This is a genomic window from Mesorhizobium sp. CCNWLY176 (assembly GCF_037153935.1).
Classification (GTDB): Bacteria; Pseudomonadota; Alphaproteobacteria; order Rhizobiales; family Rhizobiaceae; genus Mesorhizobium_M; species Mesorhizobium_M zhangyense.
The window spans coordinates 56,279-69,646 of the sequence record NZ_JBBBDZ010000010.1 but is presented as its reverse complement, the minus strand read 5'-3'; the positions used below and the strand labels follow the sequence as shown (position 1 = coordinate 69,646).

At 62.4% G+C, this 13,368-nt stretch carries 11 protein-coding genes; 9 read left to right on the top strand and 2 right to left on the bottom strand.

What is annotated here, in order from left to right:
* Positions 1 to 224 precede the first annotated feature (224 nt).
* Complete coding sequence (locus WBQ96_RS17410) at positions 225 to 1,529, top strand: hypothetical protein (protein ID WP_336552275.1); 1,305 nt, start codon at positions 225 to 227, stop codon at positions 1,527 to 1,529.
* Here the strand turns inward: WBQ96_RS17410 and WBQ96_RS17405 are convergent, their stop codons facing one another.
* Together WBQ96_RS17405 and WBQ96_RS17400 are read right to left on the bottom strand one after the other, a co-directional pair.
* Positions 1,530 to 1,994: a GIY-YIG nuclease family protein gene (locus WBQ96_RS17405; protein WP_336552273.1), complete on the bottom strand. Its 465-nt coding sequence runs from the start codon at positions 1,992 to 1,994 to the stop codon at positions 1,530 to 1,532.
* 1 nt (position 1,995) lies between these two features.
* Positions 1,996 to 2,766 (bottom strand): hypothetical protein, encoded by a 771-nt coding sequence (locus WBQ96_RS17400; RefSeq protein ID WP_336552271.1) that lies wholly within the window; start codon positions 2,764 to 2,766, stop codon positions 1,996 to 1,998.
* An 819-nt stretch (positions 2,767 to 3,585) separates the two neighbouring features.
* On the opposite strand from WBQ96_RS17400, the gene WBQ96_RS17395 reads away from it, so the two are divergent.
* From WBQ96_RS17395 to WBQ96_RS17360, 8 genes are all read left to right on the top strand, one after another.
* Entirely contained in the window at positions 3,586 to 4,134 is a 549-nt protein-coding gene (locus WBQ96_RS17395) for a hypothetical protein (protein WP_336552269.1), read from the top strand.
* Between the two features lie 101 nt (positions 4,135 to 4,235).
* Positions 4,236 to 6,251 carry a hydantoinase/oxoprolinase family protein gene (locus WBQ96_RS17390; RefSeq protein ID WP_336552267.1) on the top strand — a complete coding sequence of 672 codons (2,016 nt, stop codon included), beginning with the start codon at positions 4,236 to 4,238 and terminating at the stop codon, positions 6,249 to 6,251.
* Positions 6,252 to 6,396: 145 nt separating this feature from the next.
* On the top strand, positions 6,397 to 8,562 hold the full coding sequence (locus tag WBQ96_RS17385; RefSeq protein ID WP_336552265.1) for a malate synthase G: 2,166 nt from the start codon (positions 6,397 to 6,399) through the stop codon (positions 8,560 to 8,562).
* 273 nt (positions 8,563 to 8,835) lie between these two features.
* The gene (gene tsaB / locus WBQ96_RS17380) at positions 8,836 to 9,513 is read left to right on the top strand and encodes a tRNA (adenosine(37)-N6)-threonylcarbamoyltransferase complex dimerization subunit type 1 TsaB (RefSeq protein WP_336552263.1); all 678 of its coding nucleotides are present in this window, start codon (positions 8,836 to 8,838) and stop codon (positions 9,511 to 9,513) included.
* On the top strand, positions 9,513 to 10,007 hold the full coding sequence (locus WBQ96_RS17375; RefSeq protein ID WP_336552261.1) for a GNAT family N-acetyltransferase: 495 nt from the start codon (positions 9,513 to 9,515) through the stop codon (positions 10,005 to 10,007). The genes tsaB and WBQ96_RS17375 overlap by 1 nt, the downstream gene beginning before the upstream one ends.
* 37 nt (positions 10,008 to 10,044) lie before the next feature.
* Positions 10,045 to 10,845 carry a lysophospholipid acyltransferase family protein gene (locus WBQ96_RS17370; protein ID WP_336552259.1) on the top strand — a complete coding sequence of 267 codons (801 nt, stop codon included), beginning with the start codon at positions 10,045 to 10,047 and terminating at the stop codon, positions 10,843 to 10,845.
* 48 nt (positions 10,846 to 10,893) lie between these two features.
* Positions 10,894 to 12,291, top strand: coding sequence for a tRNA (N6-isopentenyl adenosine(37)-C2)-methylthiotransferase MiaB (miaB, locus tag WBQ96_RS17365; protein WP_336552257.1), 1,398 nt, complete (start codon positions 10,894 to 10,896; stop codon positions 12,289 to 12,291).
* 74 nt (positions 12,292 to 12,365) lie between these two features.
* Positions 12,366 to 13,361, top strand: a complete 996-nt coding sequence (locus WBQ96_RS17360) for a PhoH family protein (protein ID WP_336552517.1) — start codon at positions 12,366 to 12,368, stop codon at positions 13,359 to 13,361.
* Positions 13,362 to 13,368: the final 7 nt, after the last annotated feature.

Sequence of the window (13,368 nt, the reverse complement as noted above, 5' to 3'; positions counted from 1 at the left end):
ACCTCGGCGCCACTCATACCCGCATCATCATCCTCGGGCAGGTTTTTATCGAGACAGACACTTGCTGATCACAGAAATCTGACGCTAGTCGCCGAGAAGGGGCAACGGATGGCAAAGCCCTACGCAACGGTCGTTCTTAGATAATTTTAGCGCTACGCTATTCCGCTATCCATAAGCCTTGTCAGAATAGCTTGAAATGCTAGCCTTTGCATTCGGGGGATGTAATGGCGATTAGAAACCTTACGCTTGGCTCACTTGAGGTTAACCGTGCCAACGACCGGCACGGCGAACTCGAAAACGAGACAGCCGCTATCGCTTGGCTCTTCAATGAGCGCGAGCAGCATATGCGCTTTCTCGCGAAAGATATCGTTGACCGTGGCGAGATTTATGAGTTTCCGCTCGTCTCGCCCGAGAAGGACAAGTTCATCGTCTTTGATGGGAACAGGCGGGTGACGTGTCTGAAGCTCCTTGATGATCCTCGTCGAGCCCCAACGGTCGAGCTCCAAGCGTTCTTCCGTGAGCAACGCGCTCGCTGGACAGGCTCATTTCCCAAAAACTTCCAGTGCCAGGTTGAGTCTGACCGCGACCGGATCGACGAGATACTATTTCGCCGTCATACCGGCACGCAGAATGGTGTTGGTCAGAGCACTTGGGACGACCGGATGAAGGCGACATTTGTCGCTCGTACTGGAAAGGGTAACGGCGCGAGTGTCGCTGACGAAATCGAGAAACGTTTGGCCGACGCGTATCTCTTGCCTTCACGTAGAAAGATTCCTCGCTCCACACTCAATCGCCTGCTTTCAGCGGAGCCGTTCAGGAATCGCGTCGGTATCAGCATGAAAGGCGGCCGATTCGAGTTCACTCACGACAAAGCGACATCCCTTGGCGCGCTGGCTCGGATTGCAAACGATCTTGCGAGCCGAGAGGTAGTTCTTGGCCATATCTGGGATGTCGATGGCAAAGAGGCATATCTTAATAAGCTTGAAAATGAAGGAGTTCTTCCGGGCCCAAGTTACGCAATCACCAAAGATGGCGACACAAAGGCTGCGCCGAGGCCTGTAAAGGCGAAGCCAACGGCTAAGGCCGTGCCGTCCGTCCGCTCAACGCTGATTCCACAGAAGGATTTTGGACTCACATGGCCCGGTCGCCTTCAACGCCACCATCAGATTTGGGAAGAACTTCAGTTCCATCTCGACTTAAGAAAGCATCCAAATGCGGTTTCAGTGCTGCTTCGCGTACTGCTTGAACTCGCCCTAGAGAACTACATCAAAGAAGCCGGCGTCTCGATCCATGACAATGACAAGCTTGCGATACGACTGGAGAAGGCGGCCCTCCATCTTCAGGCCGCTGGCAAGATCGACAACAAGCAGATGGACGTGATCCGAAAGTTCAAACAGGGTGATAAGCTTGTCTCCGCCGACACGCTGAACCGGTACGTCCATTCCCCGAACTTCGCGCCGTCGCCGGAGCATCTCATGTCGATGTGGGACAGCTTGGCAGACGTGATTGTGCTCTGCCTCAAGGCCTAGCTACGTTTTCTTCAGAGTGAGCGATTCCTGCTTCTGGAATTTCGAAAGAGAGAGCCTCTGCCGATCCATCTCAATCAGAAACTCAGCCATGCCGTCGCCATTGAACCAGTAGATGAAATCGACAGAGTTGCGGTCGGGGCTGTCATCGCTGAAGGCTGTGAACCCGTCGAGCAACAGGTCGCGGACGTCGTCATCGCCCTCGAAGTTGAACCACTCTCGTGCATACCAGTATCGAGCAAACCCGGCGTGTAGCGCCCGCTCGTGATGGGACACGCCCCAGAAGGGCTTGAACCCGATCAACGACATGTCAGGCAGCCACGTCTTCGCCGCCTTGAGGCGGTCTTCCGTACGCTTGGTCTTCCCGATCTTGTATCGGCCGTGGCTTTCGATGACGTAGATGAAGCCGGGATCCATACGGTGGATTTGCCAGACCGGCATGACGGTTCCAACGTCCTTGAAGATCATTCTAGGCCGCCCCTCTGCGAGCGAACGGACCCGCGTTGAACCTCGGAGAAAACCGGCCTTCAAATTCCGGATAGAGCATGTGGTAAAGGCGATCGAGTTGTTTCACGACCTTCCTCATGACGCCATTGAACTCCCTTTGAAGTTCAACGAGGCCCTCTCGGAAAAGCCGCTTAATGGGAAGCGGCCGGCCGTTCTGGCCGACGATCCCGTTGAACCGATGTTCGAACAAAGACGCGGTCCGAAATGTCTCGTCATCCGAACTAAACCCTCGTTCAAACCCGTGGTGGAAGCGGCTGTTACGCTCTTTGCGCAAGAGCCCCTGATCGTCGATCATCTCTCCGAGATGGGCCAAAACTTCCTGCGGGACCGATCTCTTTTTCAGGTTCTGTATCGCGCAGGCTTCGAACGTTAGCCCGCACTCGAACACCTCGTTAACGAGAATTATTGCGCAATCGACCACGGAGATGTAGCGCGCTAGGAAAACATCCGCTGATACGGTGAGCCATTCGTAGCGCGAAACGGGAAACTCCTTGAAGCTATTCGGCATTCCGGCCGGCCACAGCATGCCGCCAATCATGTTGAGCGACTCTACCCGTCGCGTCAGCATCGACAGGGCGTAGTTGACATCGTAGGCGTATTTGCAATCGGCGTGCTTCGAAAGCTCCTCGTATGTTTCGAAATGCATGCCGACGATCGAAAGATCGTAAATGCGTCCGACGAACTCATGATCGTCGGATGGCAACACGTATTGCTTGAGAAATCTTGTCGACATTTACAAACCCCATGTGACCTTCCCTTGAAAGGACGCATTAGCCATAACTGCACTACACCATCATAAAATACAGCTTGATAGGAAATAGCGGCCTATCTTACCTGCAGGCAATGAAACCCAACCGCCTCCCCATCCTCCTAGCGTTCGCCATCCTCTCCGCCTGCGCGTCACCGCGCCCGGCGCCTCCGGCCGAGGTGCAGCCGACGGTCGAGCCTCTGCCGCCGGAGATAAAACCTCTAACGCAGGAGCAGGAAGAAGAGATCGGGCAGTAGCCCGAAGCTTGCGAGGGTGGGGATAAAAATCCTCTCACTTTGCGGTTCCCGGCACCTGGCCTGCGCGCCACTCCCGGCCAAGCCCTTGAAATCGCTCGCTCTCCCTCACGGCGACAAAAATAGCGCCGTATTTTTTCAAGAATCTTTTTCCACCCCCCAAACACCGCTCGCATAATGGCGGCTGCTCCTCCTGCGGGAAGGCCGGTCGCGACGGCGGTCTGTGGGGAGGGGCCGGCGCTTCCGGTTCTCCGCAAACGTAGCGGCGGGCCCGGGGAGGTTCCGTCCAAGGGTTCCCCTGCGGGTATTACGGCCCGCGCGTGCTGGACGAGCACATAGACCCCGTCTGCCGAAAGGTTTGCGGGGAGCAGCGGAACGGACGGGAACAGAAATCGCCGGACGGGCGGTCGCGAGATCGCACTAAAACATTCAGATGAGCGATCCCGCGACCGCCCGTCTTCCCGACCTTCCTTTCAAAACTCGGCCATGCGGCGCGAGAGCGCCTTCGCGCGGCCCCATCCCGCTTTCACCCCGAAGGGAGACAAGAAACATGGCAGACGAGAGGAAAGAACCGCGCACGCTCGACAGCCAGCCCGCGCCGCCGCTCGACGGCTATGCGGTCAAGCATAAATATGTGCCGCGTGACTGGAGCCGCTACGACGTCACCGACGTCTACGAATATTTTCCGATCCCGCCGGACGAAGTCGGCCCGCGTTTCAGGATACCGCACCATAAGCGCGATCCGGACCAGACGGACAAGCAGTATGAAGCCTCGCGCCGCTCGACCGAACGGCATTTTCGTGCGCTCGGCGTCTATCTCTACATGTCGCAGAAAGCTGCGACGTATCGCGGCCATTTTCGCGATTGCAAGGTCCGCGCCTGCCGGCGCGCCGGCAAATGCATCTCGCGGCGGCTGGAGGATGACTGGACGATCTTTCCCGGCCCGATGATGCCGCCCTGCTGCGACCGCAAGGACCGCACCGAGCCGGTGCGCGAGATGATCCGGGAAATCACCCCGAAGATCCTGGCCCTGCAGCGGCGCGAGGCCGAGGAGAAAGCGAAGGCCGGTGGGGAGGCGGCAGGCAAGGCGAAAGGCTGAGGCGGGCGTCGTGGCGTAAGAGGAGGTCGCGCCAGCGGCTTTCGCGGGCGGGGTCGATGGGCTAAAGGGCGGTGAAAGCCACCTGCCGGATAGCCCGCCCCATGAATGCCACGCCTGCGCCGTCTCCCCTGTTTCTCGGTATCGACACCGGCGGCACCTACACCGACGCCGTGCTGTGGTCCGAAACGGGGGGAGTGGCTGCCAAGGCCAAGTCGCTGACCACGCGGCACGATCTGGCGGTCGGCATTTCCGGCGCGGTCGATGCGGTGCTGGCGCAGGCGAGCGCCGACCCGGCCGGGATAAAGCTGGTGTCGATGTCGACCACGCTCGCCACCAACGCGCTGGTCGAGGGGCAGGGCGGGCGCGTGGCCTTGGTCATGATCGGCTTTTCCGAGGCCGATCTTGCCCGCGACGGGCTGAAGACGGCGCTTGGCACCGACCCGGTCGTCTTCTGCGGCGGCGGCCACGACGTCCACGGCAATGCGAAGCCGCTGGAGCTCGGCGCGCTGGAGGAGGCGCTGCCGGCACTGGAAAAGTCCGTATCGGGCTTTGCCGTCTGCGCCTATTTCGCCACCCGCAACCCGGCCCATGAGATCGCCGCGCGCGACCTCATCCGCGAAAAGACCGGCCTGCCCGTCACCGCCAGCCACGAGCTGTCCGCAAAACTCGGTGGCCCGCGCCGGGCGCTGACCACGCTGCTCAACGCGCGCCTGATCTCGATGATCGACCGCCTTGTCGCCGCCACCGAAGGCTTTCTCGCCGCGCGCGGTATAAAGGCGCCGCTGATGGTCGTGCGCGGCGACGGCGCCCTGGTCTCGGCCGCCTTCGCCCGCGCCCGTCCGATCGAGACGATCCTGTCGGGGCCGGCGGCAAGCCTCGTCGGCGCCCGCCACATGACCGGGCTCGACAATGCGGTCGTGTCGGACATCGGCGGCACCACGACGGACGTCGCCGTGCTCGACAATGGCCGCCCCAGGCTCGATCCCGAGGGCGCCACCGTCGGCGGTTTCCGCACCATGGTCGAGGCAGTCGCCATGCGGACTTTCGGTCTCGGCGGCGATTCCGAGGTCGCGCTGGAAGACGGCGCGCTCAACCCGCGCATATTGCTCGGCCCCCGCCGCGTCGTGCCGCTGGCGCTCGCCGGCATGGCGCATGGCGAGGCGGTTCTCGGCCAGCTCGAACGCCAGTTGCGCGCTGCCAATCCGGGCCGCATGGACGGACGTTTCGCCGTTCGCACCGGCGTGCCGGAGCGCCTCGCCGCCGGCCTGACGCCGCCGGAAGCGAAGCTGTACGAGGGCATAGGTGCCGTGCCCCTGCCGCTGGATGGCCTGCTGACCTCGAACGCCCAGAACGCCACCTTGAACCGGCTGGTATCGCGCGGGCTTGTTCACATTGTCGGCTTCACCCCGTCTGATGCCGCCCACGTGCTCGGCCGCCAGGCCAATTGGGACGCAAAGGCTGCGCGGCTGGGCGCAGAACTTTTCGCCCGCAAGCGCGACGGTCGCGGCCAGTCGATCGCCAGCTCTCCTGAAGTGATTGCCGAGCGCGTGCTTCTGACGCTCACCCGCAACTCGGCCGAGGTGATCCTCGAGACCGCCTTCGCCGAAGACGGGCTCGATGGCGCCGCCACCGTGGCACACGCGCTGGTGCAGCGCGCCGTCGATGCGCATCCCGGCATCGCCCGGTTCACTGTTGCGCTCGACAGGCCGGTCATCGGCCTCGGCGCCTCCGCGCCGCTGCATTATGCCGGCCTGCCGCCGCTCGTCGGCAATGAATGCGTGGTGCCGGAAGACACCGACGTAGCCAATGCGCTTGGTGCTGTAGTCGGGCAGGTCCGCGTTTCGGTCGAGGCCCGCGTCAGCCAGCCCAAGGAAGGGCTTTTCCGGGTGACGTCAGGCGATCAGGTCCGCGATTTCCTGAATGAGAACGATGCCGTTCTGGCAGCGGAAACCGACATCAGGGCAATCGCCGCCGGCAGGGCGAAGGACGCCGGCACCGACGCCGCCGAAATCGAGATTATCCGCGAATTCCGCACTTCCACCGTGGAAGGCCAGCGCATGTTTATCGAGGCGCAGATCATGGCTGTCGCGACCGGGCGGCCGCGCATTGCGGTGTAAGCGAAAAACTTATTCACACCTACGGTTGCTGCCATATTCTGCAGTGAAGTCGGTTTGTGAAACTTAGGGTGAATTGACCCTGCCATCCCGACATGGTCAAAGGCCGGAAATTGTCGCCCCGGGGCTGGGTATCTGGAGAACAACTATGAGCGATAGGATCGAGGTGTCGGGGCTGCGCATTGCCGGCGAGCTTCATGATTTTGTGGAGCAGGAAGCAATCGCCGGCACCGGTGTCGATCCCGCAGCCTTCTGGTCCGGCTTTTCGGCGATAGTCCATGATCTCGCGCCAAAGAACAGGGCGCTCCTGACCAAGCGCGACGAGATTCAGGAACAGATCGACGCCTGGTATCGCGACAATGGCGCGCCTGTCGATATGGCGGCCTATCAGGCTTTCCTGAAGGAAATCGGCTATCTCGTCCCGGAAGGCCCGGCGTTTCAGGTGTCGACGGAAAATGTCGATCCCGAGATCGCGGTGGTCGCGGGGCCGCAGCTTGTCGTGCCGGTCATGAATGCGCGCTACGCGCTCAACGCCGCCAATGCGCGCTGGGGTTCGCTCTACGATGCGCTCTACGGCACCGACGCCATCCCGGAAGCTGATGGCGCAGAGAAGGGCAAGGGCTACAATCCGGTTCGCGGCGCAAAGGTCATTGCATGGGGCAGGGCGTTTCTCGACGCTTCCGTGCCGTTGAAATCCGGATCATGGACGGATGCCGGCGCTCTTGCCGTCAAGGACGGGAAACTCGCCGTCGGAACGGGCGAACTTGCCGATCCGTCGCAGTTTGCCGGCTATCGCGGTGAAGCGGGCGCCCCGTCGGCTGTCCTGCTGCGGCAGAACGGGCTCCATATCGAGATCGTCATCGACCGCAGCCACCAGATCGGCAAGACCGATGCTGCCGGCGTTGCCGATCTCGTTCTGGAATCGGCGCTGACGACGATCCAGGATTGCGAAGATTCCGTTGCCGCCGTCGATGCCGAGGACAAGGTCGTGGTCTACCGCAACTGGCTCGGCCTGATGAAAGGCGATCTCGCCGAGGAAATCGAAAAGGGCGGCAAGACCTTTACCCGCAAGCTCAACCCGGATCGCACCTACACCGCGCCTGATGGCGGCGAAGTCACGCTGCCCGGCCGCTCGCTGATGCTGGTGCGCAATGTCGGCCACCTCATGACCAATCCGGCCATTCTTGATCGCGATGGCAACGAGGTGCCGGAAGGCATCATGGACGCGGCGATCACGGCGCTGATCGCGCTCCACGACGTCGGCCCGAACGGCGTGCGGAAAAATTCGCGCGCGGGTTCGATGTACGTGGTCAAGCCGAAGATGCATGGGCCGGAAGAGGTCGCCTTTGCCGTCGAGATTTTCGACCGTGTCGAAGATCTGCTCGGCATGAAGCGCAATACCATCAAGATGGGCATCATGGACGAGGAACGCCGCACCACCGTCAACCTCAAGGAATGCATCCGCGCCGCCCGCGAACGCGTCGTCTTCATCAACACTGGTTTCCTCGACCGCACCGGCGACGAGATCCATACCTCGATGGAAGCCGGTCCGATGATCCGTAAGGGCGACATGAAGCAGGCGCCGTGGATTTCCGCCTATGAGGCGTGGAACGTCGACACCGGGCTTGAATGCGGCCTTTCCGGCCATGCCCAGATCGGCAAGGGCATGTGGGCCATGCCCGATTTGATGGCGGCGATGCTGGAGCAGAAGATCGCCCACCCCAGGGCTGGCGCCAACACCGCCTGGGTGCCGTCGCCGACGGCTGCAACGCTGCATGCCACGCACTATCACAAGGTCAATGTGCAGGAAGTGCAGGCCGGCCTGAAGAGCCGTGCCAAGGCCAGGCTGGACGATATCCTGTCGGTGCCGGTCGCAGTGCGCCCAAACTGGACGCCGGAGGAAGTCCAGCATGAACTCGACAACAACGCTCAGGGCATTCTCGGCTATGTCGTGCGCTGGATCGACCAGGGCGTCGGCTGCTCGAAGGTCCCGGACATCAACGATGTCGGCCTGATGGAAGATCGCGCCACGCTGCGCATTTCTTCGCAGCACATCGCCAACTGGCTGCATCATGGCGTCTGCACCGACACGCAGGTGATGGAAACCATGAAGCGCATGGCCGGCATCGTCGATCGCCAGAATGCCGCCGACCCGCTCTATCGTCCGATGGCGCCCGACTTCGAAAATTCCATCGCCTTCCTCGCCGCCTGCGACCTGGTGTTCCAGGGCCGCGCCCAGCCCAACGGCTACACCGAACCGGTGCTGCATGCACGTCGGCTCGAGCTGAAGGCGCGGGACCGGGCGGGCAATTAATTTGACCATTGCGCTTGCCCACCCCCCTCTGCCCTGCCGGACGCCCTGGCCCGAGCCACGGGTCTCGGCCCGTCCTTTGGACCCCCCTCAAGGGGGGAGATCACGCTTTCATCGGCGACCGATCTCAGCCGCTGACCTTGCAGAACGAATGCGGCAGAGCGGCCAGCCAATCTCCCCCCTTGAGGGGGAGATGCCCGGCAGGGCAGAGGGGGGTGGTCGTCGCGAGGCTGGTCAATTCCCGATATGGTTCGGCTTTCAGGATGCCAGCGTCCAATGAACCTCCTCGCCATCGACTGCTCCGCCAGCCTGTGCGCCGCCTGCGTCTACGACGCAACTGCGGGCAGGGAACTTGGCCGCAAGGTACTCGATCTCGGCAAGGGCCATGCCGAGCATCTCATGGCGGTGATCGATGAGGCGTTGAATGCCGCAGGCATGGCGTTTTCTGACCTTGGCAGGATTGCCGTTTCCATCGGTCCGGGCTCGTTCACTGGGGTGCGTGTCGGCGTCTCTGCAGCCCGCGGGCTTGCATTGGCGCTCAACATTCCGGCGGTCGGCGTGACCACGTTGGAGACGCTTGCCGCCGAGACACGCGACCAGCTCGGCGCCCGCAATGTGCTTGCCGCTCTCGATGGCGGGCGCGGCGAAATCCAGGCGGCGGTCTATGACGCCGCCGGTGCTGTGCTCTTTGCGCCTGCCGTCATCGATTTGAACCACGCAACAGAACTGGCGGCGCAGTTTTCGCCGGCGCTCGCCGGCACGGCGGCGCAGATGATTGCCGCGGCAATGCCGGCGCATGAATTCGGCCTTGGCCCGCTGGCGACAACCGCCGATATTGCCGTCTACGCGCGGCTCGCCGCGGCCAAGGAACCGGGCGAAAAGCCAAAGCCGCTTTATCTGCGCGAGCCGGACGCCAAGCCACAGGCGGGTTTTATTCTCCCGAGGAGCAGTTGATGCGTATACCCTTCCTGCATTCGCGGCCGCGTGACTATTCGCTGGAGCCGCTTGCGGGCAAGGATGCAGACGCCGTCGCCCTTATTCATCACGAGGATTTCGTCCGCCCCTGGAGCGGTGGCGAATTTGCCGATCTTCTGTCGCAAAATACGGTCTTCGGCTTTGCGGCGCGCGAGGTCGGCCGGGGCAAGGCACCGCCTGTCGGCTTCGTGCTGGCGCGGCTGGTCGCGGGCGAGGGCGAAATCCTCACCGTCGCCGTCGCCCGCACGCACCGTCGGCAGGGACTTGGCTGGCGGCTGATGGATGCGGTGCTGCGCGAATTGCACGGCCAGCGCGCGGATGCACTTTTCCTCGAAGTCGACGAGATGAATGTCGCAGCGATCGCGCTCTATCGCCGCCTCGGCTTCATCCAGGTCGGCAAGCGCCCCGGCTACTACAAAACCGGCGATGCCGGCACGTCCAGCGCGCTCGTCATGCGCCGCGATCTTCGTTAGCCGTCACATGCAGGCTGATGAGGGAAGATTTGGAGCGGTGATCGGCTGGATCCGGACAGGTCTTGCGCTTCTGCTTGTGGCTGTCGCCACGGTCATTCTCGTGCCGTTGCAGCTATTCGCCCGGAAGACCGGGCTTTGGGGCGAGCATGTCATCCTGCGCCTGTGGCACAAAATTATCCTGTCCGCGCTCGGCATTCGCGTTCATGCGCATGGTGCGATGTCGCAAAAGCGCCCGCTGCTGGTAGCGTCGAACCACATTTCGTGGACCGACATCATGGCGCTGGGATCGTTCAACGACCTTGCCTTCATCGCCAAGTCGGACATGGCCGGCTGGCCGCTGATCGGCGGGCTGTCGCGGCTCCAGCGTACGGTCTTCATCGAGCGCGAACAGCGGCGCAAGTCGGGCGAACAGGCGAGCGAGATCGCCAGCCGCATGGCCGCCGGCGACGCCATGGTGCTGTTTGCCGAAGGCAGCACGGGCGACGGCAATCTGCTGTTGCCATTCAAGAGCACGCTGTTCGGCGCCGCCGAGATGGCGCTTCGCGAAGGTGGCGTCGAGACGGTTTTCATCCAGCCGGTTGCGATCGCCTATACGCGTCTTCATGGCCTGCCGATGGGGCGCCAGCACCGCACGATCGCGGCATGGATCGGCGACATGGATCTGGTGCCGCATATGAAGGAATTGCTTGCCGAAGGCGGCATCGATGTCGAGATTCATTTCGGCGATCCGCTGGAGTTTTCGGCGGGCACCAGCCGCAAGGAGACGGCCCGAAAGGTGGAGAAGCAGGTGCACGCGATGATGCAGGCGGCGCTGCGCAATCCGCGCGGCGGATCGTGAACAAGAATCGTCTGTTTTTTGACACCGAAAAGCGCTAGAAGCCGCCCAATGGAACTGAACGAGATTTCTAAGGACACGGCAGAAATTGCCGTCGCGTCGACCGGCCCGGCCAAGAAGGTCTTCCTCAAGACCTATGGCTGCCAGATGAACGTCTACGATTCGCAGCGCATGTCCGATGCGCTTGCCGCCGACGGCTATGTCGCGACCGACGCCATCGATGATGCCGATCTGGTGCTGCTCAACACCTGCCATATTCGCGAGAAGGCTGCCGAAAAGGTCTATTCCGAGCTCGGCCGCATGCGCGATATGAAGGCGGAGCGGGCAAAGGTTGGCCGTGAAATGGTCATCGGCGTTGCCGGTTGCGTCGCGCAGGCCGAGGGCCGCGAGATCATCCGCCGCTCGCCGGCCGTCGATCTGGTCATCGGCCCGCAGACCTATCATCGCCTGCCCGAAGCGCTGAGGAAGGTTCGCGGCGGCGAGAAGGTCGTCGAGACGGACTACGCGCTGGAAGACAAGTTCGACCACCTGCCGCAGCCGAAGCGCGCCGACGTCATCAGCCGCGGCGTCACCGCGTTCCTGACGGTGCAGGAAGGCTGCGACAAGTTCTGCACCTTCTGCGTGGTGCCCTATACGCGCGGCTCGGAAGTATCGCGCTCGGTCGCGCAGATCGTCGCCGAGGCCGAAAAGCTGGCCGAGGCCGGCGTGCGCGAGGTGACGCTGCTCGGCCAGAACGTCAATGCCTGGCACGGTGTCGGCCCTGATGGCAACGAATGGGGCCTTGGCCGCCTGCTGTTCCGGCTGGCCGAAATTCCGGGGCTGGCGCGGCTGCGCTACACCACCAGCCACCCGCGCGACATGGACGACGAGCTGATCGCCGCCCATCGCGACCTGCCCTCGCTGATGCCCTATCTGCATCTGCCGGTTCAGTCCGGCTCGGATCGCATCCTGAAGGCGATGAACCGCAAGCATACGGCGGCGGATTATCTGCGGCTGATCGAGCGCATCAGGACTGTGCGTCCCGATATCGCCATGTCGGGCGACTTCATCGTCGGCTTTCCCGGTGAGACCGATGCCGATTTCGAGGCGACGATGGAACTGGTGCGCGCGGTCGATTACGCGTTGGCGTTTTCGTTCAAATATTCGCCACGTCCCGGCACACCGGGCGCAGACATGAAGAACCATGTCGCTGAAAACGTTAAGGACGAACGGCTCCAGCGCCTGCAGGCGCTCCTGCTCGATCAGCAGCGCGCATTCGGCACCAGCCTCGTCGGCAAGACCGTCGAAGTGCTGATCGAGAAGCCCGGCAGACAGGCCGGACAGATCGTCGGTCGATCACCTTGGCTGCAGCCCGTTATTCTTGATGAAACTGCCGGCGAAATCGGTGACATTATCAGGGCACGAATCACTGGAACGGGCCACGCCAGCCTGTTCGCCGAACGAGCCTGACGGCTTCGGCAGATGAGGAGAGACGTTTGAACGCCACGACTGACCTGAAGAACGTGCCCTCCGGGGCCTCGGACATGGCGCACATCGTACTGACCTTCGACAACAACAAGCTGGCCAGCGCGCTGTACGGGCAATTCGACGAGAATCTGGCCCGGCTGGAGCAGAAGCTCGGCGTCGACATCAATTCGCGCGGCAACCAGCTGCAGATCAAGGGAAGTGCGACCGCAGCCGAGCAGGCCCGCCGGGCGCTCGACCATTTGTACGGCATTCTGCAGAAGGGTGGCGAGATCGCCCAATCGGATGTCGATGGCGCGGTCAGGATGGCGATCGCCGCCGACGACCAGCTGACGCTGCCGACGCTGGAGCGCAAGGGCAAGGTTGCCGCTGCGCAGATCTCCACGCGCAAGCGCACCATTTATGCCCGCACGCTCAACCAGGACGCCTATATGCGGGCACTGGAGCGCTCGGAACTCGTTTTCGGCATCGGCCCTGCCGGCACCGGCAAGACCTATCTGGCCGTTGCGCACGCCGCCATGCTGCTTGAACGCGGCATGGTCGAGCGCATCATCCTGTCGCGGCCGGCGGTCGAAGCCGGCGAGCGGCTCGGCTTCCTGCCGGGCGACATGAAGGAAAAGGTCGATCCCTATCTGCGTCCCCTCTATGACGCGCTCTACGACATGATGCCGGCCGACAAGGTCGAGCGCGCCATCGCCGCCGAGGTCATCGAGATCGCGCCGCTGGCCTTCATGCGTGGCCGCACGCTGGCGCATGCCGCCGTGATCCTCGACGAGGCCCAGAACACGACGTCGATGCAGATGAAGATGTTCCTGACGCGTCTTGGCGAGAATTCGCGCATGATCATTACCGGCGACCCGACGCAGATCGATCTGCCGCCGAACACCAAATCCGGTCTGGTCGAGGCGCTTCGCATTCTCGACGGGGTTCCGGGTGCGGTCACGGTGCGTTTCAACGACGCCGACGTGGTCAGGCATCCGCTGGTCGCCGAAATCGTCCGTGCCTATGATCGCGACGGCAAGATCGCGCAGGGTCTGGGCTCTTCGGAAAGCTGATTGGCCA

Excerpts from the sequence above, each read along its gene's own strand:
- WBQ96_RS17385 (WP_336552265.1), top strand. The coding sequence starts at position 6,397 with ATGAGCGATAGGATCGAGGTGTCGGGGCTGCGCATTGCCGGCGAGCTT.
- WBQ96_RS17405 (WP_336552273.1), bottom strand. The coding sequence starts at position 1,994 with ATGATCTTCAAGGACGTTGGAACCGTCATGCCGGTCTGGCAAATCCAC.
- tsaB (WP_336552263.1), top strand. The coding sequence starts at position 8,836 with ATGAACCTCCTCGCCATCGACTGCTCCGCCAGCCTGTGCGCCGCCTGC.
- WBQ96_RS17360 (WP_336552517.1), top strand. The coding sequence starts at position 12,366 with ATGGCGCACATCGTACTGACCTTCGACAACAACAAGCTGGCCAGCGCG.
- WBQ96_RS17395 (WP_336552269.1), top strand. The coding sequence starts at position 3,586 with ATGGCAGACGAGAGGAAAGAACCGCGCACGCTCGACAGCCAGCCCGCG.
- WBQ96_RS17390 (WP_336552267.1), top strand. The coding sequence starts at position 4,236 with ATGAATGCCACGCCTGCGCCGTCTCCCCTGTTTCTCGGTATCGACACC.
- WBQ96_RS17400 (WP_336552271.1), bottom strand. The coding sequence starts at position 2,766 with ATGTCGACAAGATTTCTCAAGCAATACGTGTTGCCATCCGACGATCAT.
- miaB (WP_336552257.1), top strand. The coding sequence starts at position 10,894 with ATGGAACTGAACGAGATTTCTAAGGACACGGCAGAAATTGCCGTCGCG.
- WBQ96_RS17375 (WP_336552261.1), top strand. The coding sequence starts at position 9,513 with ATGCGTATACCCTTCCTGCATTCGCGGCCGCGTGACTATTCGCTGGAG.
- WBQ96_RS17410 (WP_336552275.1), top strand. The coding sequence starts at position 225 with ATGGCGATTAGAAACCTTACGCTTGGCTCACTTGAGGTTAACCGTGCC.